Source organism: Symmachiella macrocystis (assembly GCF_007860075.1).
GTDB classification, from domain to species: domain Bacteria; phylum Planctomycetota; class Planctomycetia; order Planctomycetales; family Planctomycetaceae; genus Symmachiella; species Symmachiella macrocystis.
The window spans coordinates 333890-355992 of the sequence record NZ_SJPP01000003.1 but is presented as its reverse complement, the minus strand read 5'-3'; the positions used below and the strand labels follow the sequence as shown (position 1 = coordinate 355992).

Here is a 22103-nt window from a genome sequence, read left to right as displayed (position 1 = left end):
GCGGTGACGGTCTGGAGATGAATCATGCTCACGGTCATTGAAGGAGGCCAAACGGGGCGACGGCGCGAATTCCTCAAAATTGGAGGATTGTCGCTAGGGGGGCTGTCGTTGGCGGACTTCTTCACCAACTCCTTGCAGGCAGCCGGCAGGCAGTCGCTGATTTCCGGAAAGTCCGTCGTATTCGTATTTATGCATGGCGGTCCCAGTCAGATCGAAACCTTTGATCCTAAAATGTCCGCTCCGGTGGGAATCGCCAGTGCCACTGGTGAAATTGCCACGGCCATTCCGGGCATTACCTACGGCAGCACGTTTCCCCAATTGGCCAAATGGGCCGACAGAACGACGATCGTGCGCTCCTTTACCTCGGGCGATAGTCGGCACGACATCAAACCAATCGTAGGCAAAGCAACGCACGGGGCAAATCTCGGCTCTCTGTTTTCCCGCGTGGCCGGGCAAAATCATCCCCAAAATGGCATGCCCACAAATATTGCCCTTTATCCCAGGGCGGTTGACGATTCCACCATGCCGGCCATCAAGAAGTTCGGCGACTTCGAATCCACTGGGACGTTGGGAGGCGGCTATGCGCCGTTTGTGCCCAGCGGTGGGGGCGAGATGCGTAAGAACATGGAATTGCAACTCCCGCTGGCGCGGTTGGACGATCGGCGTCGGTTATTGGCCAATTTGGATAGAATCCGCCGTGCCGTAGACGTCGACAATTCACTGGCTGGACTCGATTCACTGAAGCAACAAGCCTTCGATACAATTTTAGGGGGCGTGAGTGACGCATTCGATCTATCGAGCGAGGATCCGGCGGTAGTCGCCCGCTATGACACGGCTCCGTTAGTTCGTCCTGACACGATCAACAAGAAGTGGAAAAACCACGAACGCTATGCTGACAATTCCAAGTCGCTTGGAAAGTTAATGTTGCTGGCGCGGCGACTGTGCGAGCGTGGGTGCGGTTTTGTGACGGTGACGACCAATTTTGTGTGGGATATGCATGGCGACCAAAATAACGCCGGCGTGTCCGAAGGCATGGACTACATGGGACGACCGTTTGATCATGCGATCTCCGCGTTTCTGGAAGACGTCCATGCCCGTGGATTGAGTGACAAAATCTTACTCGTTTGCACGGGCGAGATGGGCCGAACGCCGCGCATAAACAACCGAGGTGGACGCGATCATTGGGGCGGATTGGCGCCGTTGTTGCTGTCCGGAGGCGGAATTGCTCCGGGGCAGGTGATCGGACAATCAACCCGCGACGCATCGCGGCCGCTCACTGAGCCGGTTACCTTGAAACATCTGGTCGCTACGGTCCTGAGCAGATTGATCGACGTCGCTGAGTTGCGGGTACAAAGTGGGATACCGGGCGACATCATCCGCGCCGCCTCGGCCAACCCAATTCCCGGCTTGTCTTGACCGTCCCCAACAGCACAGCCATTCAACACAACCATGAAGTGATCGCGTTATGCAAGAACTGTTGTTTGTTGGTGTCGGTGGATTTGTAGGAGCGGTGAGCCGTTTTTACCTCTCCGGTTGGGTGCGCGGATTGCTGTTTCAGCGCTATGGACCGGAGTTTCCCTTTTTTGCTTTGGGAACGATGGCCGTGAATGTCGCTGGCTGCTTCTTGATTGGCCTATCAACAGTCCTAGTGCAGCGCAATCACCTCTCCCAGGAAACGCAGTTGCTGTTGATGACCGGATTTTTGGGAGCTTTGACGACCTTTTCCACCTTCGGCAGCGAAACCGTTGAGATGTTTCTCAAAGAAGGGGATGCCCGTTTTGCCGTCCTGAATGTCGTCGGAAATCTGGCGCTGGGAATCGGAGCGGTTGTGCTAGGGCGCTGGTCAGCCCAACTGGTCTTGGGATGATAAGCTCGCAGAGCAAACTGGCAGGTGCCGTTTGCCGGTGCGTGCTTCCGCCGGATCAATTTCACTCGCTATAAAGTTTGCTTCTGCGGTTTCGCCAATTCGCCGGCAAACTTTTGAGCGATTGTTCGAAGAACTTCGTGATATGTGTTTCGACGTTCAGTTCTTTGGGGGTCAATAAATCAGAGCCGCGCAATTTGCCTGGGTAGATTTGCAGGAAGCTGCGGTTTTCGTTCTGCCCCACTTTGTTGAACAGTTCGTAAAGTTTTTCGGCCTCGCGTAGCCCGTCTCTGTCCTGGTTGCCGACGGCAACTAGCAAGTGCACATTCCATTCTGGATTGCGTAGGACGGTCAGCGGTCGGGCGTAAGGTAAACCGGGAACCTTTTCCGGTGACAGCAAGACCAAGGCCCGTACATCTTGCCCGCGCGGCGTGCGGTCGGCACCAATTCCATCGGGATGCGGCGGTTTATTCCAATCGAGTAGAGCATACGATACGGCGACGGCAGCACCCATCTCAGCGCCGACAATTCCGGTTTTGTTCATGTTCAGGTTGCTGTCTTGGTGTTCTTCTAAGATGAATGCCTTCACCGCTTCGAGATCGTACCCCACCATGTTTTTATAATCTTGCGGAATCAACTTCAGTTTGTTCCGCTGGCGGTTTTGGTTATTGGCCCCCGCATTGACTTTGCTTTGTCCGTGGCCGCGCAGGTCGACTGAAATCACCGCATAGCCGGCGAGTTGCAACGAGGATGCAATTCCTTTGGTCCACTCCAGTCGGTTCCCCCCTTCGCGGTGCAACATCAAAATCACCGGTGCCTCTCGGCCGACGTTGGATTCCCAATAGGTCCCGGCGAGGTCGATGCGGTCCTTGGTTTTGAAGGTGACGTCGCGCGGCGGTTGGATCGGTTTGGGGTCGTTGGCCTGTGCTTGCGCTCCACGCGGCGCCGCCAACAGGCAGGCTCCTGCGACCAAAGCTAAGCAGACGAAAAATTTCGTGCGAGAGGTTCTTGGGGTTGGCGTGTCGGCGTCGCATGCGCCGAATGATTGCAAACACTTCATTGGTGGCCGTCCCATTCCAGTAATCAATTCGCAGTGAAAAGCGTTGCGGAGCGAAACGGTGGATTTGCCGTCCCACGCCGCTCCCAAGCAGCTATTTTCATTCTATGGACCGATGGCAACCCGGTCAATCCGCACTTCGGACACCCGGTGTTTCGCACTTTACGTTTACTGATCGGCAGCCGAAAACCCACCATCATCGGCAAACGTGCGGCGATCGTTTCATTGATCATCGTCGCCACGACCGTCAATACAGAGCAGATGCCGATTGGTGCGCATAAAAAGACAGCCTTGAGATATCGCCGGGGAGGCAAACACCGGTTCACCTACAGAATTGAGTGCCAATCGTTTGTAACCGCGCTTTGCGGCGGCAATCACGGTCGTTTCGCCACGTTCATTGGTGAAATAGATCTTTTGGTCTCCGGCAACAGGAGAGGCGGTGAAGGCACCCGATAATCGTTTTTGCCACACGCGCTTTCCATCAGTCCCGTTCAGGCAGGTGGCAATTCCCGCATCGTCGACCAGATAGTACCGCTCGCCCACTAATATCGCAGACGGAACAAACGGAGCCCCGCGCGTATTTCGCCAACGGACGTGCGTTTCGGTCACATCGCCGCGACCGCCAGGGCGGATCGCCATCGTCGGGCTCTTCGGCCCGCTCACCACATACAGAGACCCATCGCCGAAGACCGGTGTGGGAATGCACTCGCGGCTCATGCCGTTCACCGTCCACAAGGGTTCGCCAGTCGTGGGATCAAACGCATCGACTTTGTGCGATCCCGATACGATCAATTCGTGTTGGCCGTTGCCAAGCAGGATCAATTGCGGCGAAGCCCACGATAACCACGCTTCCGGACGATCGCGCTTCCAGCGATTGGCCCCCGTTTTTTGATCCAGCGCGATGACGTAGGAGTCGCCATAGTGATCGCACTGCACGATGACCGTGTCTTGATATAACAGCGGAGAACTTGAGGCAGCGAAGCGATTTTCGAATTGTCCATATTCGTTCGCCAGCGACCGCTGCCACTGCAATTGCCCCTCCATGTCAGTGCAAAAAACATCGCCCGTACCGAAAAACGCGAAGACGTGATTGCCATCCGTGACGGCGGCCGGACTGGCCATGCTGCTTTTGTTGGCGTGATACCGCGTAGGAGCGGTGCCCCATAAACGTTGATGCCACAATTCGCGTCCGTCGTCGGTCGCATAACAAATGATATGCAAGTCCGCCTGTTGCGGGCCGTCCGAAGCTGTCACGATCACGCGGTCATCCCAGACAATCGGATTGGAGATCCCCGACCCCGGCACAGCTGTTTTCCAACGAATGCCGGTCGTCTCGGACCATTCGGTGGGCAGTTCACTTTCCGCCGAAACCCCGTTACGACCCGGCCCCCGCCATCCGGGCCAGTTATCGGCCCTGGCGCTGCCGACCAGAGCGGTGCTCAACAGGCATCCTAGAATTGCAGATTTCACAAACATGGTTTGACTCTCCAACCGCCGCTGTTTTTTTGAACGTGTTGGCTTCCGATCACTACTCTGCGTTCGCCTCAGAATCCTGAGGCAGCGCCGAACGCGTTCCGATGCTGGCACCGTCTTTGTCGCAAAACCGCAGTTGCATCGACCAGTTGTTGCCGACGGCTGGGTTTTTGTGTTGCGGGCCTTGGCAGATTTTTACCAGCACGGTGTTCTTACCACTTTCCAAATGCACCGCTGCGGTAAAGCGATCCAGCCGTGTGCCGTTGAGCCATTGCCGGCGCGCGAAGACTTTTTTGCCGTTGACCCACACCGAGAGATTGTCGTCTGCGCCGCAGCGAAGTTGTACGTCCTGGTCGCGGGGGGAGAAGATTTCGGTATAGGCATAACCGACTGCCTCTTCCACCGGAGCAATGGCGGTCACCAGGTTCACGTTCCCCAGCTTGTCCGTGGTGCGGAAACGTTTCCAGGAAATGTCCCGTCCGTTTTGTCCAGGATAAGTGGCCTGTAGGTCGACGGTCTCTTCGGGCGGAAAGACGGTGTCAAACCCGCTTTTGCCCGGCGCATCAAACGGTCCCAGCACGTGCCAATCAATCACCAACCCCATGTGGTCGATGATGCTTACTTCGCGGCCGACCGCTTTCAATTTCGCCGCCGTCGTTTGGATTAACCCGCTCTCCCGCGCCGCACGAAAGGCCGTTTCATACACCCGGGCCGCCGCGGCGAATTTTTCCGCTTGCTGAAATTCATCGCCCTGTTTCAACAACGCCGTAATCGCATCGTTACGGAATTCGGCGTCCGCTATTTGCGTGGCGACAAAACGATCGCGAAAATTCGGGTCCAACCGGTCCAATAGCCCCAAGACCAAACGGCGCGAACGGCCTTGATGTCCAGCATCCTGCACGTAGTCGCGCAGTGAGTGTAGAGGGAACTGCGGCGAAGTTTTTTTCAACTCCCGCCGGGTCACCTGTTCGTAGATAGTGCGATACCAATTTGCAGCCAGGATGTTGTCGGTATCCATCGCTTCCAGCAGTTGCGGCAAGACTTCCATGCCGGAGTTAATGAGTTCTTGTGCCGCTTGCTTGGCCGCCGCCGAACCTTGACCGCCCGGTCCGCAGGCAGCGATTATTTGCAGATGGTCATCAATTTCATCTGCCTTCGCCTGAAGCGGTCCAGCAAAAATGAGCACCGCCGCGATCCAAGACACCACACATCGCCCAGTCATCGCAAAGCTTTCGGTTGGTTTTTTAGAAGGCCGTTTGGATCGCCACACATTGATTCCGGAAGGCCCATCGTACCGCAAGCCGTTTCGCCAACGCAAGAAACGCTTGCCCCACCGACGCGTCGCCGATACAAATAAAGCAAGAACTCCCCCACCGCATTGAACGCCTCCCCGAACCCGAGCGACCACTGTGCATCAACCGGCGATTGAATTCTTTACCGCTTCCGATGGATATCGCCTGCATTACCGCCGGTGGAGGGCGGCCCACGACAAGCCGCGGGGGACAATCGTCGCCTTGCACGGCATTCAAAGTCACTCCGGATGGTATTCCGCGTCCAGCCGCCAGCTGTGCGAGGCGGGTTATGACGTGCTCTTTATGGATCGCCGCGGATCGGGCTTAAACGAACGCAGCCGTGGCGATGCCCCGCATGCGGACCGGTTGTTGAACGACGTGGCGCAGTTCCTGCAGTGGGTTCGTTTTACCAATGAGCCTGGTGGACAGGCTCCCGTGATCTTGATGTCGGTCAGTTGGGGCGGGAAATTGGCTGCACTCACGGCAGCGCGGCGACCGGAGTTGCTCGACGGTTTGGCTTTGCTGTATCCCGGCATCCGCACCAAAATCCGCGCGACGGCTAGGCAAAACTTCAAACTGTCACTCGCCGATGTGGGAGGCGCGCAAAAAAAACGTGTGCCGATTCCGCTGCAGGATCCCAGTCTGTTCACCACTGATCCCGATTGGCAAACCTACATTTCTCGCGATCCGCTCACCTTGCGCGAAGTGACCGTGGGGTTTCTGCTGGTCAATCGACAAATGGATCGGCAATTGCTCGATGCGCCCGATTGCATCGTGTGTCCCTCGCTCCTGATGCTCGCCGGGCAAGACCGTATCATCGACAATCGCGCGACACGCGGCTATTTCCTGCGTTTCGCATCCCATCAACGCAAGCTGATTGAATATGCCGATGCGGCACATACTTTGGAGTTCGAGCCGAATCGTGACGAAGCGGTGCGGGACTTGTTGTACTGGATCGATACGATCAGCTAGTCGGCGATTCGCGGCGGATTGCCTATGGGCTACGGGCGAATGTGTGTTATGATTCTGTACGACAGTGCGCTCTGACATCAACTTCTACGAGGCCCAGCCATGCGAACATTTCCGCAAATTCTGCTTCTGCTTTTAGTAACCTGCGGAATATTGTCGACAGCCCGCGCCTCTGACAAACAGGCTGCTGAAAAACCGGCTACTAAGGAGAAAGCTGCCGATGCCTTGGTCAAATTGAATCCAGAAGGAACCGTTTTGCTGGACTTGAAAGGCAAACGCGTTTTGCTGAAGACCAAAATTGTGCAACGCGAAGCAGTGCTGGAGTTTTTCTGCTGTTTGTCTCAAACCATGGAACACGAATCGATCGTCTCCTTGGATTCCAAGGCGATGTTCATCCATGCCGCTTTGCTGCGAATTGGTGCCAAGCCGGGCAAGCCGGCGCAATTTGAACCGGAATACAAACCGCCCACCGGCCAAAAGATCGACATCTTTGTGCAATGGCGGGATAAAAAGAAAACACTGCATCGCGTTCGCGCACAAGATTGGGTGCAGCGCGTCACGCGGCGGTTCTATTCGGTGCCGATGGAAAAATTGCCGAATGATCTGAAAATCCCCGCCGAATCGGAATTGCGCTACGACAAATTCGCCAAGGAATTGCTGTGGTTCGGTCCCATGACAGTGGAACAAAAAAAACGCCTGCTCGCTTGGAGCAAGGATGCGGCCTATAAAAAGGGAATTGAGAAATTTTTTGACGACAGCCAACCGCGCAAAATGAAGGCCGATTGGATCTTTGCCGGCAGTCAATTCGTGCGCGACGAACCGGGGGGACCGGAATACTATTTGGCCGAATCGGGACAGATTATCAGCGTCGCCAATTTTTCCTCCTCGGTCATCGACGTGGCCATGAAGAGCACCGATTCTGAGGCGAACCTGCTTTTCGAGGCGGCGACCGATCAGATCCCTCCTCTCGGCACCGAAGTCACCGTCGAGTTGATTCCGCAATTCAAACCGGTCAAAGGTAAAGCGACGAAAAAACCGGCCGCAGCACCGGGAAAGTTGCCGGCAAAATCATCGAGCAAATGACTGCAACGCGCGTCGGCAACGAATTGAGAGACCGTTGTTCGACGAGCCAAGCTGCGGGGACTTTACCGAACGGGGAATCTTCGAGGGTGAATCTAGTTAGTGTTGATTCACGCCTTGTACTACGCCGATGTAAAATCATGCCTCGCTGCATCGCTGTGTTCCGAAGAATAAACACCCGACTTTATTCATTCACACGGCAAGACGCCTGCGGCGATTCACACTGACGGCCTCCGTTTTGAGACGGCGGTCGTCCGGCACGACCATTTTTACGGCGTGCTCAACCGTTCTCGCTGAATGTAATGTAATGTAATGCGATCTCGCGCGAAAAGATAGATTTTCCGGGCCGCGCGATGATCGATCAATACGTTGCGGTGTCTCGCATTCGAGGACTTGACTCGTATGACGCGAAAGCCACGCCACCACGCCCTCCCTGCGGGCGCGACACGTCCCAATTTTTTGGCCGTGCTGATCACCTGCTCCGCCATTGGAGTTCTGGTTCTCAATTTTCAATTGGAACCGGCCCGCGCCGTTTCCCGCAACACGTTGAAACGGCCAGTGATCTCACAAATCGCGCCGCGTGCCGCATCACCGGATGTAGCCAGCGATGCCACAGCCGAAAACGGCGGTACTACCGACGAACAAGATAAAAGTTCGGCGATGCTCGGTGCGGTCTGCCGCGGTCGAGTCGCCTTGTTGCTCAATATCGCGCTGTTGGAAGACGGCATTCGCATGTTGGAAAAGCATCCCGGTTATTCGGCGAACTTTCACAAACAGGAATGGTTGGACGAAGCCGAAGAACTCACCGAATTGCAGACCATCGAAATCAAGAACCGTCACCAACCGTTTAGCGTCTATATGCATTGGCTCAATGGCGACGCCGGTCGCGAAGTATTGTTTGTCGAAGGCCAACACGGCAACAAAATGGTTGTACACGCCGGCGGCAACGGGCTGAAAAGCAAACTCACTTTGTCCATTGCCCCCGACAGTTCCATCGCCATGGGCGAATCCCGCCATCCGATCACCCAAGCCGGTCTGCTGAACCTCGCAAAAACCATGGCCCAGTTTCGCCGCCGAGATTTGGCACACGGCGACAGCGTCGAATGCTGTATGGGGCAAGAACAACTGTTCAACGAACGCCCTTGTTACAGTTTCACGCTTAACTTCCAAGACGAAGAGGTCGAAGCGGACTACCGGAAATCGGTTGTTCTCATCGACAAGGAATGGTCCATCCCCGTGCTCGTCCAAAACTTTGGATGGTACGACACCGAAGATGAAGAGATGGCCAAACTGACTCCGGAACAGTTGGACGAAGAAACCTTCTTAGAATACTACGCCTTTTCAAACATCGATTTCGATACCGAATTGCGGAGCGATGATTTCGAAAAGGACAGCCCCAAGTACCGCTTCTAAGACGAGCGGTGAACCTTGGTTCGCCGTTTGCTGTCCCTCCCATGGAATTCGGTCGATATTCCGGTTGGCGGGCCCTCACCCCCGACTCCTCTCTCCCCGAGGGGAGGATATTTGGAAAACGGCGAGTTTAAGCTCGCCGTTTTTTCGTAGGTCATTCCGTTCGATTTGCTTTCTCAATTCACACCTCGCCCGTTCACTCGCCTTGCTGTTCGCATTCCGCTAAAATCCTGACATGATTACCATCGTTGATTACGGAATGGGCAACCTACGGAGCGTGCAAAAGGCGTGTGAGCGCGTGGGGATTGACGCGCGCGTCTCATCGGACCGCGGCGAAATTGCTACGGCGGAAAAACTAATTCTGCCGGGAGTCGGCGCCTTTCGCGATGCCATCGCAGAACTACACAAACAGGAATTGGTCCAGCCGATTCTGGCCCACATTGCCGCCGACCGGCCTTTTCTGGGGATTTGCCTGGGACTGCAGATGCTGCTTGAGATCAGCCACGAAGATGGCCGTTACGACGGATTGGCTGTCATCCCCGGCGAAGTGGTCCGCTTTCCCGATTTCGAGGAACTCAAGGTGCCCCACATGGGGTGGAATCGGCTGAAGGTCTCCGGCGAGCAACCGCTGTTGGCGGGGATTCCCGACGATGCCTATTTCTACTTCGTGCACAGCTACTACGTCGCCCCGCAGGACCAATCGGTCGTGGCCGCCACGAGCGACTACGGAATCGACTTTGTCTCAATGATCGCGCGAGGCAATATGTTCGCCACGCAATTCCACCCCGAGAAAAGTCAAAAGGTCGGATTGCGACTGCTGAAAAATTTCGCCGAACTCTAAACGCCCGCATGGCGGCTTTGGTTTGGTACTCCTCGACTTGCTATTGAAAATAACTGCTCATGGAATTGCTCCCCGCGATCGACCTGCGTGACGGAAAATGTGTCCGCCTGCGACAAGGTGATTACGACCAAGAAACGATCTTTGGCGATAATCCGGCTGAAATGGCTGCGCGCTGGGAAAGCGAAGGGGCCAGCCGTTTGCATCTGGTCGACTTGGACGGTGCCAAAGTCGGTCGCCCGGTGAACCTCGATGCTGTGCGGGGGATTGTCGAAGGGGTCAGTATTCCCTGCCAACTTGGCGGTGGTATTCGCGACGAAGCGTCGATTCAATTGTTGCTCGACGATGTCGGCATTCAACGGGTGATTGTTGGCACACAGGCGCTCAAGCACCCCGACTGGTTTCGCGAAATGGCGGAAAAATATCCCGGCCGTTTGATTCTAGGGGTCGATGCCCGCGACGGCATGGTCGCCACCGAAGGCTGGCTGGAAGTTTCCAAAACTTCGGCCATCGAGTTAACACAAAAATATGCCGGGTTGGACCTGGCTGCGGTGATTTACACCAACATCGCCAACGACGGCATGATGGCCGGTATTGATGACGGCACGCTGCGGGACTTTGCCGAATTAGCAAAAACCGGCATCCCCGTCATCGCCTCTGGCGGCGTGACGACACTCAAAGACATCGAAGCTTTGTTAGAAGTCGAGCGCCAACATCCCGGCGTAAACGGAGCAATCATCGGCCGCGCACTGTACGAGGGAACAATTCAACTCCCCGAAGCCGTGACGCTGGTCCAAAAATAAACTCCCCACAAACACAGGGGGTGGCAGCGATTGCGAAGCAATCGGTGTGCTGCAAGCACAAGAAGCCGCAATCCGACGTTCCCTGGTTTGTCGAACTTCCCTGTTAGATCACGCGGACATTGCGGCTTCTTGCGGGCTGCGCCCGCCCCGATAGCAGAGCTATCGCGGCCACCCGAGGAAGGGGGACTCCGCGTTAATCGTTGATTTGCATTCCAATGCGCGATTGGATGTCAGACGGTACTGAATACGGGAGTTCCACGGGAAGTGAAGATTGCACTGATGCGGCATCATTGTTAGCGACTGCGGTTTCGAGTCTGCGGGCCAAATCGGTGACATCACTGATGCGTTGAATCCATTCGTGGACGTATTTCTCAATGGCGGCCTCGGATAGCCCAATTTGAATCGACCGATGTTCCATTCGCTCCAGCCGGACATCGCGTTCCGGGTCCCACTGAATTCGGACGGGCGATTTCTCTTTGCGGCGCGACCATTGTTCTTCGGTTTCGTCGTGGGCAGCATCAAAATGGCTCAGGCAGCTATTGCGAAGCGCCCATTCAAATCCTTCTCGCGAAATATCAATCGCCAGAACGCGCTCCTGCCCCGGTTTTGTTCCCCAACCGCAACGGTACATCATCCACAGAAACGACGGTTTGATCCAAGTCATCCGCGACATCTTAAAGGGGGAAACGAACGTTTGGGCACGTAATGCCCGCGTCGCAATCTGCGGTGAATACGCTTGGTAGACACGTATTGTCTGGTCATCAAACTGTGCCCGAATTTGTCGCAATGGTGGTCCCGTATTCATTTGCCTCTTCCAACTATGTAAGGAGTGTCCGTCGAGAGATAAATCTCAACGGCGGAGTATGAACACGACACATAGAATTTCAAATAAGTTCACAGGGGGTGGCAGCGATTGCGAAGCAATCGGTGTGCTGCAAGCACAAGAAGCCGCAATTCGACGTTCCTTTGTTTGTCCAACTCCCCTATACGATCACGCGGACATTGCGGCTTCTTGCGGGCTGCGCCCGCCCCGATAGCGAAGCTATCGCGGCCACCCGAGGGGGTGTGCTTTATTCACCGCGCAGTGTTTCTAGAACGGGGGTTTGGACGGCTTTGCGGACGGCGAAGAGTGCGGCGAACATGCCGGCTAAGAAGATCGCCGCTAGGACTTCGGCTCCCATTCCCCAGGGGACGTCGGCTCCGGTTGTGAGCAGGTGTGGGAGCATGGCGGCTAGTGCTGAGAGCGTGCCGGCTGCCAGTCCCCAGACCAAGAGCAGGCCGTTTTCCCATAGCACCAGCCAGACGAGGCTCATGTTGCGAAATCCGACGGCACGCATCAGTGCCAATTCGTTCCGCCGTTCGAAAACATTCCGCAGCATCACTGTTGCCAAGCCAAAGGTACCCAGCAGTAGCCCTAGACCACCCAGTGCCAAAAACGTGGAGAGATACGTATTCTGCACGGCTAAAAAACTGGCTAAGCGGTCCGAGACAAATTGCGCGTCGAATCCACGACCGATTTTGGACTCCAATACTTTTTCCACGCCCTCAGCGACCTGGCGGTTTTCGGCGAGCGACTTGTTGTCGTCGTAGGCGACGTCGATCAGAAAATATTGCGAGCCTCCTTTTGCATGCGGAAACACACGATCGAAATTCGTTGCTGACATCAGCAATTGTCCCTGAAACACGCTGCCGTCGAACATGCCCATGATCTTGAGTTTCTTACCGCCCGGCACGTCGACCGTTTGACCGATGCCCTTGTGCAGACTGTACATGAGGGTATTCATGTCGCCCAACACGGGAATCGTGCCGTCCTCCTGCGGTTCGTCCAACAACTTCCACGGATTCTCGCCCGGCGTATCAGCAAACTTGAAGCGGCGTTGGCCATCGGGCGGATCGATCAATTGCCGGGGGACGCCGAGGATGGTCGGCAGGCGAGTTTGGAAGATGTTCAAACAACTCGCATCCTCACCGGGGCGGACACGGAATTGCGCGATGGAATGCACCGTCTTCAGCGCCGCTTTAGAAGCGTCATCGTCGAGGCCAAATTCCGCTCGCCCATCTTCGGAATTTAGATCGAACAGAATCGGTTGTGACGACTCGGCAACGAACGTATAGCCACCGTTGCCCGAGTCCTTATCGGGGCGTTCGACCGCCGGGTTGCGGTGTCCGGCGGCCACGGCGGCCACGACAAAAGTGGCCGAGGCGATTAACCCAGCAGTCAGCACGCTCCGCGAACGATTCCGCGCCGCATTCTGCCGGCTAAGCCGTCGCAATCCAGCCAGGCCTCGTCCCTGAATCGACGTCCGCGTGTCCGCAGCCAGTCGATAGGACAACAGCGCCAGCGATGCCACCAACAGCGAAATCCCCACCACGAAGAAGCAGACGATCGTCCAGGAGAATCCACCAAACGCTTCACTCTGCGGAACCAGCCCGGTCAGCACCCCCACGGTCAGTATGATCGACAGTCCAGCGCTGATTTTGAAGGTTTTCGAGAGTCGCGGCGCCGCAGTTGTAACCGGTTTTGATTTTTGAGCATCGCCAGAAAGCAGTCGCCGCACCGGAATCGCATTGATCCCCCGCATGGCCCACCAAACGGCGAGCATGGCGACGATCACCGAAATCGCCCAACCGATAATCAAGCTACCGGGGTGAATCGAGACCAGTAAAAAACGCGTCCCAATCGCGCCGATCCACCACGTCTTTAAGCCGTACACCATCAAATGCGCATAAGCAATCGCCAATCCCACCCCCAGCAGCCCCCCGATTGCAACAATCGCCAATCCTTCAGCCAGCAGCATGTTGCGGGTTTGTTTCGGAGTGAATCCCACCGCCAACAACAATCCGACACCCGTCGCACGTTGTTCGATCCCCAGTCGAAACAACAGCCCCACTAAGATGGTTGCGGAGAGAATGATGAAGAAACTAAAACCAATAAACAGCCCGCTGAAATCCGTCGTCCCGCTGGCGGCCATCAAGCCCAGCGCTTTGATCGGTTGAAACACCATGCCGATTTTGTCTGGCGATAATTTCTTGGGAAGCTCTCGCTCCCAACGCTCGCGCGCCGCTTGCAACGTTTCGCCGCCCCCCGGTACGAATCGAAACGACGTTAAATCGCCATAACGGCTGGTCCATAACTTCTGCGCGGTCTCTAACGTCACAAACGCCTTCGGCGTGCCGCGATATTCCGTCCAATAGCTATCATCACGCGAGGTGATGCGGCCCATGTCCATCTCGAACGGCTGTTCCCAATCGTCCATGGTGTCGACATCGGTGATCCCTTTAACCTCGGGCGTCAAACCCAGATCCGCCGCCGGTGAACCGTCGAGTTTCGTAATACCCCGCACCGTAAAGGTCCGCGTCTCGTCTCCCAATTCACCCTTCGATCCGGCCAAAAAGTACGCCAGTGTAATTTCATCGCCAACGCCGACCTGCAGATCCTCAGCCAGCCAGGAGTTGAGAATGATGTCGTTGTCACCCAAGGGCTGTTCTGGCGGTTCGCCAACAAACTCAAACGGTCCGAATGGTTTCTTGGCATCGCTGGTGAAAACATCGGCGTCTAATCCGGCGACGACGGAATACATCGAAAACGCATCGTCCGCCTTACCGGAGCGAAATTCATTGATCAAATAGACCAACACCGGTGAGGTCGTGTCCGCCTTCCCAGCCAATTCCTCCGCAGCATCGGCCACGGCGGTTTCTAAAATCAACCGTGAAGATTCGAGTGATAGATACGCGGGGGTTTTGTTCTCACGCACACGCAAATCCAAATCGGCCAACGTCAACACGTCACTGACGGCCGTATTGAGTTCGTCGGCGCCTTGTGGGACGCGGTCTGCGGCGGACTTGGCGGCGGCGAACAGGGCGTTGATGCGCGCGACGCGACCGTCGGGCAGACTCCGCGACCGCCGCCGCTGGTCCAAATCGAGCGTCTCCTGCAGCGTGTCGAGCGAGATGAATGCGTTGAGCGGTAACTGTTGGCTGGGGTGCAGTCCCAAACGACCGACGCCCGATTCTTGCGGGAGAATTGCCGAGACGGTCAGCACGATCTCGCGCACGTCGTCGTCGTTTTTACCCAACAAGGAATCACGCGGGACGGAACTGGGGATTTCGAGCGAGACCACCAATGTCTCGCCGACAGTCACGCCGAGCGCCGTAGCCAGATTGCTGCTCAGAACCAAGTCTTGATCCGTCGGCAACAGTGTATCGCCATGCTCGGTCAGATCCCACAGTCGCGTATCAATACCATACAGATTGACCTGTCCCGCGCGCCTTAAAAGTTGCGCATCACCGGTCCGCTCGGTTTCGAGGCTGGCCTGCATGACGATTGCCGGCGCGAGCGGCTGATACTTTTCACTGGTTTGCGCATCAAGCCGGTCGGCCAGTGATTCCTCAAAGAATCGTGGGCCGGTCAGGACATGATCGATTTGTCCCAGCCGGTCAAGCGTCATTTGCCGCAAGCTGTCTTTGACCGAATCGCCCACGACCAGCGCGCCGCCGATCACCGCCGTCGCTGCAGCGACCCCCAGCAACACAGCGAGATTCGTGCGCCAATAGTAAAACAGTGTGGAGACAACTAGTTTGCGTAGCATGATGAATTTCAGTCGAGCAAGCGGTTCTGCGCGTCAGGAAGCGTGGGCGGTCGTTTTGCGTTCGACGAGTTTTCCGTCGACCAATTCGCACCAACGGGGAAACCGCTCCGCCAATTCCGTGCTGTGCGTGACGATGATCAGCATCGTGTTTTGCTCTTCCCGAAGTTCCAACAATAGCGATCCGACCGCCGTCGCCGTTTGGCGGTCCAGGTTTCCAGTCGGTTCATCGGCCAGCAGTAACGATGGTTGATTGATCAGCGCCCGACAGACGGCAACACGTTGGCGTTCTCCGCCGGAGAGCTGCGCCGGTCGGTGCGTGAGACGCTCGCCCAGTCCGACCCGTTCGAGTAATTGCGTCGCGCGTTGTTCCTCGACTTTGCCAGTCCCCGCCCCGGCCAGCGTTGGCAAAAGCACGTTCTCCAACACCGAACATTGCGGCAATAGGTGATGGTCCTGGAAAATGAAGCCGATTTCATCATTGCGAAACTTCGCCAATGCGGCCGGCGTCATCGGCGCGGGATCGGTCTCCAGAATCGAGACGTTCCCGGACGTCGCATAATCCAGCGTGCCAATGATGTATAGCAGCGTACTTTTTCCTGACCCAGAAGGCCCGGTGATCGCGACAGCCTCGCCGCGTCTCATCTCCAGGTCGCTCCCCGAGAGCACCGATAGCTCCCCGGCGGGCGTTTCAAACGTCTTCGTCACTTGACGGGCAACAAGATCGCTCATAGGAATGTCTATTCCACTAATCAAAACAATATCAGCCAAGAAAACAATTCGGGATAGCCGGTGGGTTTTGCGCGGCAGCCCTAAGATGAAACGAACCTGCATCATACCGAATCGCAGCTGACATAACACCCGCCGCATTACCAACTGCCTACCGCCCACTGCCCTCTACCGACTGGTATCATGCTAACTCTCGGCCTCGAAACCTCACTGATCCCCGGTTCCATCGCACTGTGCGACGATGGGATCTGTTTGGAGGAACGTACGCTGCAGACCGATCGTCGGCATGCGGAGACTCTTATTCCGGAAATTCAAGGTCTGTTGGCTGAGCATGGATATCATTTACGCGATTGCCAGGCGGTTGCCGTCAGTGAGGGGCCTGGCAGTTTTACTGGTTTGCGAATTGGGGTGACCTGCGCAAAGACATTGGCCTATGCCACCGGCGCCAAATTGGCGGCAATCCCCACTTTAACCAGCGTCGCACACAATGTGGTCGACGATGTGCAGCGTCTGTTTGTGGTCAGCGATGCGCAGCGAAAGCAGTTGTTTTGTGCTGAGTTTGGTCGTGATGACAACGGGATTTGGGAACAGGTAACTGCGATAACAATCGTTGACGCCGACGAATTCGCCAGCCAACGCAATCCGCACGACCATGTCACGGGCCCTGGGGTGATCAAATTCGCAGAGCTATTCCGAGATCGCTGCACGATCTTGCCCCCGGCAACCTGGATGCCGCACGCAGCGGTGATTGCCCAGATCGGGGAACAAGAAATTCGAGCAGAGCGGACTGCTGATATCTGGGGGTTACAACCGTTTTACCTACGAAAAAGCGCCGCTGAGGAGCGGTGGGCAGGATGATGCTGTCTACGAAAATCACAGGACCTTTGAGGATCGTCGGTCAACTTTGATTCCACACTTGGAGAGACGGACTTGAGTCGGCTATAATCCCGACGACAATGAATGGCATGCCCGATTTTCATCGTAATGGACGCGGAGCTGAGGGCGGCAAATACCGGGATGGGTGAGGATTTCCGGAAACGGTTTCAGTTCCCGTCCGAGATGGACATTGGCGCAAACTTTGGCGCCATTGACCTTCGTCGCGGGGATGGCAAACCACTTTTCTACTAAGCAACGACAAATCAGGAGGCGGTCCGATGGCCTTGTATGAAATTGAGACGAGTGCCCACATCATGGTGGGGTGGGCAGAAACGCGAGAAAAGGCAGAAGCAATCGCTAAGGAGAACTATCCCGAAGAGGATATTCTACGCGTCACACAACGTCCGCGTGACTTGTGGGTGATTTCGAAACGTTTGCTCGGTATTGAGGGCAGCAGCGACCCTTGTGATACGGCTCGCGACTGCTTGGCCCGTGCCGCCGGCGATAAATTGCATGCCATTCGCCTATATATGCTCGACACGGGTGTGGATTTGCATGAAGCACAAAAAGCGATCGAAACAAATATGTCGCTGGGCTGGTAGCAGCCCCTCCAGCAGACCGTTGGTTTTCCGCCTCTCGCGCTATTCGCGCGCATCGTTCGTCAATTATTGCCATCCTGCGCGGTTGTTCGGCTCGACTACTGAACTTGATCGCCAAGGCGACAACAGGAACGTCGGCGGATCGTATTCACGGCGGATCATTTGATTCCGGCGGTTAATGGCTTTGCCTCCTCCTCCTCAGCATTCCATGGAGCGCGTCATGTCTCAGTATGTATTGGCATTGGATCAAGGGACGACCTCCAGCCGCGCTATCGTTTTTGGGCATGATGGTCGTGCTGTGGCGACCGCGCAACAGGAATTTGAGCAGATCTTTCCTAAACCGGGCGAGGTGGAGCACGACCCCGAAGCGATCTGGGAGTCGCAGTTGGCCACCGCGCGGCAGGCGCTGGCTGAAGCGGGCCTCGGCGCCGAGGATGTGGCTGCGATTGGCGTGACCAATCAGCGGGAAACGGCAATTCTGTGGGACCGAAACACCGGCAAAGCGGTGCACAATGCCATCGTTTGGCAAAGCCGATTGACCGCGCCGATTTGCGATCGACTCAAGGCCGCGGGACACGAACAGACGTTTCGAGAGAAGACCGGTCTGGTCGTCGATGCTTATTTTTCCGGGACAAAAGTCAAACATCTCCTCGATACCATCGATGGACTCCGCGCACGCGCCGAGGCTGGGGACGTACTGTTCGGTACTGTTGATACTTATTTGATTTGGCGATTGACCGGCGGCAAGGTACATATCACCGATTACACCAATGCCTGCCGCACATTGATGTACAACATCCACACGCTTGATTGGGATGACGAGTTACTCAAAATTCTCGGTGTGCCCCGAGCCATACTACCGACTGTCTGTGAATCCAGCGAAGTCTATGGCGAGACCGACGAGCAACTCTTCGGCGGAAAAATCCCGATCGCGGGAATCGCCGGCGACCAGCAAGCTGCCACATTTGGACAAGCCTGTTTCGAGGTCGGTACGGCCAAAAATACGTATGGCACCGGCTGCTTTATGTTGCTCAACACGGGGGACAAAGCGGTCCAATCGGATAACGGTCTGTTGACGACCATTGCCTGGGGCATCGGTGGCGAAATCACCTATTGTCTGGAAGGCTCGATTTTTATCGCCGGTGCGGTGGTTCAATGGTTGCGTGACGGTTTAGGGCTGATCACTGATTCGGCGGATGTCGAGAAACTTGCGGCGACGGTCCCCGATACAGGGGATGTGTACTTTGTCCCGGCCTTGGTCGGTTTAGGGACGCCCGATTGGGATCAAAATGCACGCGGCACCATTGTGGGCCTCACACGAGGGACAACACGGGGGCATTTGGCACGGGCTGCGCTGGAATCAATGGCATTTCAAACGCGGGATGTCTTGGAAGCGATGCAACGTGACTCCGGGGTTACCTTGGAGAATTTGCGAGTCGATGGCGGAGCCTCTGAGAATAATCTGCTAATGCAATTCCAATCCGATGTGCTAGGTGTCCCTGTCCGGCGGCCGGTCGTACCGGAGACGACTGCCTTGGGAGCCGCTTATTTGGCCGGATTAGCGGTCGGATTTTGGAAAGATCGCTCCGACGTGACCAAGAATTGGGCGCTGGATCGAGAATTCACTCCGGAAATGTCGGCCGAGGAAAGCAACGCACGCTACGCGCGCTGGCGTGAGGCGATTAGCCGTTCCAAGAATTGGGCTGAACCCTCATAGCGAATTCTCGGTCTCTTCCAAACTGGCGAGGGGAAGGGCACCCAATACCAAGACCGCAGCAATGCCGCTTTGTCTTGACCAATCGCGATCCTACTCACGGTTCCCAGCGAACGAACTGACCGAATTCGCGATGGCTAAAAATCCACTTGGTCGTTGTTGCCCGCTGACTTGCTTCTCGGTAGCGATTCAAGCATTCTAAATGATCCGTGGAGCCGCCGTCGGGATGAATTCTGGGGCGGAGAATGACGTTGAAATGAGCTGTTGGGAGTTTTTGAAAATGCGGAATCAAATCGTGATGTCGCGCTGTGCGCATTTAGTTCTGGTGGTGGCGTTCGTCTTCTTGACCGGAGTTGCCACTGCGGATGAGAATTGGACGCGTTTTCGCGGGCCCAATGGCACGGGCGTAGGTACCGCGCGTGCATTGCCTACGAAATGGGCCGAAGATGATTATGCCTGGAAAGTTTCATTGCCCGGAGAAGGGCATGCTGCTCCGGTGATTTGGAAGGACAAGTTGTTCGTCACTTCCGCGACCGACGAAGGTCAATTGCGGCATCTGTTTTGTTTAAACGCTGATTCGGGCGAAGAGATTTGGTGTCGCTCGATTGCCATGAATTCGAATCCCAAACACAACAAAAATAGCTTTGCATCCAGTACACCAACGACCGATGGCGAACTTGTTTATGTGGCTTTTGCCGACAATGAAACGTTTTACCTATCCGCCTACGACTTCGCAGGTGAGTTGGTTTGGCGTCGGCGATTAGAGGGCTACGGGAGCACGCATGGTTTGGGCGCATCACCCATGCTTGTTGATAACCTGTTGATTATGGCCGGAGACCAGGAGGGACCAAGTTGGATTCGGGCATTTGACAAACAAACCGGCGAGACTGTCTGGAGCGTGTCCCGCAGTATTCAACGCACATCCTATACGACCCCCATTCTGATCGAGCCTCCCGGTGGCGACCAACAACTCATTTTTCTCAGTCGCGGCGCTGGACTGAGCAGTTTTGATCCGTTGACTGGGGAACAGAATTGGCAGACGGGAGAGCTTCCCGCCCGAACAATCGGGTCGCCCATTTATTCTGAGGGCTTGTTGTTGGCTACGTGCGGTGGCGGTGGTCGGGGGAAACTACTTATAGCGGTCGATCCTACCGGGGCGAATCTGCAGAATCCCCCCGCAGTTGTCTACTCCCAACACAGGGAATTACCCTATGTTCCTACAATGCTGACAAACGGAGAGTATACTTATCTCTGGAATGACAATGGAGTTGCGAAGTGTCAGGAGACAAAAACGGGAAACAACATCTGGACACGGCGTATCGGGGGTAATTACAGTGGATCACCAGTATTAATTAACGGAAAGATCTACTGTATCGCCGAGGATGGGAAGGTTGCCGTCATCGATGCCGCTCCCCAATACCGGCTTTACGGTAAGAGTCCGTTGGGTGACAGTAGTCACAGCACGCCGTCAGTAGCACATGGACGTTTATATCTAAGGGGTTTTCATAGCTTGGCTTGTTTGGAATCCACCAATTAAAGCAAATTTTGAGCGAAGTAACCTTGAGCGATATCACATCGACATATTGATTGGCGTTGCCCGCAGTAACGAGTCAAATCAACGTCTCGGCGACATGCCCCCGATTCGCTGAGATCATTGTTTTTCGGACTTAGTTGAAAGAAGACGAATGCCAGCTTGGCCAGGCGGTCCTTGCCCCACTTGTAACGAAGAAATGCCCGCGAACCTGATTCGTTGTGTGAATTGCCGCACGTTGCTCAACGAAGAATTGGAACTCGAAAGCGTGGAGATTCCGCCCTTTAAACCATTGAAAGAGATTGATAGTTGCGTGGATGCCAAGCCACGTGGTTATTACGTTGGTTGCCCACATTGCCGCAAACGTTTGCGAATCAACGCCCAGTATTTGGGCAAGCGACTCAACTGCAAGAAATGCAGCAAAACCTTCACGTTGACGCTGAGTGATCCCAAGATCAAAAACTTGGGTTTTTACCTCGATTGCCCCAGTTGTGAAGAACGGCTGAAAGTGGCGCAAAAATATGCCGGCCAAATGGTCAAATGCAAATTCTGCTCCAGCATGCTGCAATTTATCGACTGACGCAGTCCGCATACTTTTTGATGTAGACTGCCTTACTCACAAGTGCGATGTGGAAGTCGATTAGGGGGCAAAATTGTTGGGAATCTCGCGAACGTCTTGCAGGCGTCCCTCTTCATCGAACAGCAGTTCACTGAAGAGGTGAAACCGATCGCCGGGCTCCATTTCCCACGATTCGCAATAGTAGACGCCCGGCTCAGGTCCGCCTGAGGTCGAATAGCTGATTCCGGCTTCTTTGAGCAAGACAGCCGCTTCTCCCCGCGGCGTTCCCAAGGGGATGACTTCTAAGATGGCGGTCCGTTGGTCCGTGAATGAGGCCACATTGCGCATCGCGCAGCCCAAATTTGGCCAAGATACGGCCAAAACCCCAATCAGAATGATCCAGCGACTACGGCTGTCGATCCTTCTCAGCACATTCGCCTTTGGAATCCTGCCATCCAGGCGTTGTCTGTCCACGTCCGCCGCTCCCTCGAAGAACTCACTAGTCCGACCCAATACGGTGCTGAGCCTGTGGCCGCGATTATTGTGAAATCGATCGTTTTGACCAGAGGAATTCGAAAGGAACTGACGCGGTTACCACAGTCTTGATTGCCGCGCTCCTGGAAAACCCGGGCATTGGTCAACAATGGGGGGCCGCCTGGATCCCGAATAATCTGCGAAATCGCTCAAACTGGAAAATCTTGCCTATTCGGCATAGTTCATTGT

At 55.5% G+C, this 22103-nt stretch carries 19 protein-coding genes; 12 read left to right on the top strand and 7 right to left on the bottom strand.

The annotated features are described in order from the left end of the window. Positions 1–24 precede the first annotated feature (24 nt). Positions 25–1416 (top strand): DUF1501 domain-containing protein, encoded by a 1392-nt coding sequence (locus tag CA54_RS24830; protein WP_146373699.1) that lies wholly within the window; start codon positions 25–27, stop codon positions 1414–1416. A 49-nt stretch (positions 1417–1465) separates the two neighbouring features. Continuing rightward, positions 1466–1867: a fluoride efflux transporter CrcB gene (gene crcB / locus CA54_RS24825; protein WP_146373698.1), complete on the top strand. Its 402-nt coding sequence runs from the start codon at positions 1466–1468 to the stop codon at positions 1865–1867. Between the two features lie 61 nt (positions 1868–1928). Here the strand turns inward: crcB and CA54_RS24820 are convergent, their stop codons facing one another. The 3 genes from CA54_RS24820 to CA54_RS24810 form a co-directional block, all read right to left on the bottom strand. Then, a complete protein-coding gene (locus CA54_RS24820) occupies positions 1929–2924 on the bottom strand; it encodes an alpha/beta hydrolase (RefSeq protein ID WP_197532810.1) in 996 nt (331 codons plus the stop codon). Between the two features lie 219 nt (positions 2925–3143). Continuing rightward, positions 3144–4397, bottom strand: a complete 1254-nt coding sequence (locus tag CA54_RS24815; protein WP_146373696.1) for an outer membrane protein assembly factor BamB family protein — start codon at positions 4395–4397, stop codon at positions 3144–3146. Between the two features lie 52 nt (positions 4398–4449). Next, positions 4450–5616: a hypothetical protein gene (locus CA54_RS24810; RefSeq protein WP_146373695.1), complete on the bottom strand. Its 1167-nt coding sequence runs from the start codon at positions 5614–5616 to the stop codon at positions 4450–4452. Positions 5617–5803: 187 nt separating this feature from the next. Between CA54_RS24810 and CA54_RS24805 the strand changes: the two genes are divergently transcribed. The 5 genes from CA54_RS24805 (at position 5804) to hisA (ending at position 10786) form a co-directional block, all read left to right on the top strand. Next, on the top strand, positions 5804–6658 hold the full coding sequence (locus tag CA54_RS24805) for an alpha/beta hydrolase (protein WP_146373694.1): 855 nt from the start codon (positions 5804–5806) through the stop codon (positions 6656–6658). Between the two features lie 99 nt (positions 6659–6757). Continuing rightward, positions 6758–7738 carry a YdjY domain-containing protein gene (locus tag CA54_RS24800; RefSeq protein ID WP_146373693.1) on the top strand — a complete coding sequence of 327 codons (981 nt, stop codon included), beginning with the start codon at positions 6758–6760 and terminating at the stop codon, positions 7736–7738. Between the two features lie 399 nt (positions 7739–8137). Then, a complete protein-coding gene (locus CA54_RS24795; protein ID WP_146373692.1) occupies positions 8138–9148 on the top strand; it encodes a DUF1571 domain-containing protein in 1011 nt (336 codons plus the stop codon). A 232-nt stretch (positions 9149–9380) separates the two neighbouring features. Further along, positions 9381–9986 carry an imidazole glycerol phosphate synthase subunit HisH gene (hisH, locus tag CA54_RS24790; RefSeq protein WP_146373691.1) on the top strand — a complete coding sequence of 202 codons (606 nt, stop codon included), beginning with the start codon at positions 9381–9383 and terminating at the stop codon, positions 9984–9986. Between the two features lie 59 nt (positions 9987–10045). Next, a complete protein-coding gene (gene hisA / locus CA54_RS24785; protein WP_146373690.1) occupies positions 10046–10786 on the top strand; it encodes a 1-(5-phosphoribosyl)-5-[(5-phosphoribosylamino)methylideneamino]imidazole-4-carboxamide isomerase in 741 nt (246 codons plus the stop codon). A 193-nt stretch (positions 10787–10979) separates the two neighbouring features. Here hisA and CA54_RS24780 read toward each other — a convergent pair whose 3' ends face one another. From CA54_RS24780 to CA54_RS24770, 3 genes are all read right to left on the bottom strand, one after another. Beyond that, positions 10980–11591 carry a DUF4291 domain-containing protein gene (locus CA54_RS24780; RefSeq protein WP_146373689.1) on the bottom strand — a complete coding sequence of 204 codons (612 nt, stop codon included), beginning with the start codon at positions 11589–11591 and terminating at the stop codon, positions 10980–10982. Positions 11592–11856: 265 nt separating this feature from the next. Beyond that, positions 11857–15375: an ABC transporter permease gene (locus CA54_RS24775; RefSeq protein WP_146373688.1), complete on the bottom strand. Its 3519-nt coding sequence runs from the start codon at positions 15373–15375 to the stop codon at positions 11857–11859. Positions 15376–15408: 33 nt separating this feature from the next. Continuing rightward, entirely contained in the window at positions 15409–16104 is a 696-nt protein-coding gene (locus tag CA54_RS24770; RefSeq protein WP_146373687.1) for an ABC transporter ATP-binding protein, read from the bottom strand. A 180-nt stretch (positions 16105–16284) separates the two neighbouring features. On the opposite strand from CA54_RS24770, the gene tsaB reads away from it, so the two are divergent. From tsaB to CA54_RS24745, 5 genes are all read left to right on the top strand, one after another. Further along, positions 16285–16959: a tRNA (adenosine(37)-N6)-threonylcarbamoyltransferase complex dimerization subunit type 1 TsaB gene (gene tsaB / locus CA54_RS24765; protein WP_146373686.1), complete on the top strand. Its 675-nt coding sequence runs from the start codon at positions 16285–16287 to the stop codon at positions 16957–16959. A gap of 296 nt (positions 16960–17255) precedes the next feature. Next, entirely contained in the window at positions 17256–17579 is a 324-nt protein-coding gene (locus CA54_RS24760) for a DUF6793 family protein (RefSeq protein ID WP_146373685.1), read from the top strand. Between the two features lie 217 nt (positions 17580–17796). Then, complete coding sequence (gene glpK / locus CA54_RS24755; protein ID WP_146373684.1) at positions 17797–19293, top strand: glycerol kinase GlpK; 1497 nt, start codon at positions 17797–17799, stop codon at positions 19291–19293. Between the two features lie 277 nt (positions 19294–19570). Further along, entirely contained in the window at positions 19571–20827 is a 1257-nt protein-coding gene (locus CA54_RS24750) for an outer membrane protein assembly factor BamB family protein (RefSeq protein WP_197532809.1), read from the top strand. 148 nt (positions 20828–20975) lie between these two features. Further along, on the top strand, positions 20976–21401 hold the full coding sequence (locus tag CA54_RS24745) for a hypothetical protein (RefSeq protein WP_146373682.1): 426 nt from the start codon (positions 20976–20978) through the stop codon (positions 21399–21401). Positions 21402–21461: 60 nt separating this feature from the next. On the opposite strand, the gene CA54_RS24740 is transcribed toward CA54_RS24745, so the two are convergent. Continuing rightward, positions 21462–21854, bottom strand: coding sequence for a hypothetical protein (locus tag CA54_RS24740; protein ID WP_146373681.1), 393 nt, complete (start codon positions 21852–21854; stop codon positions 21462–21464). Between the last annotated feature and the right edge of the window lie 249 nt (positions 21855–22103).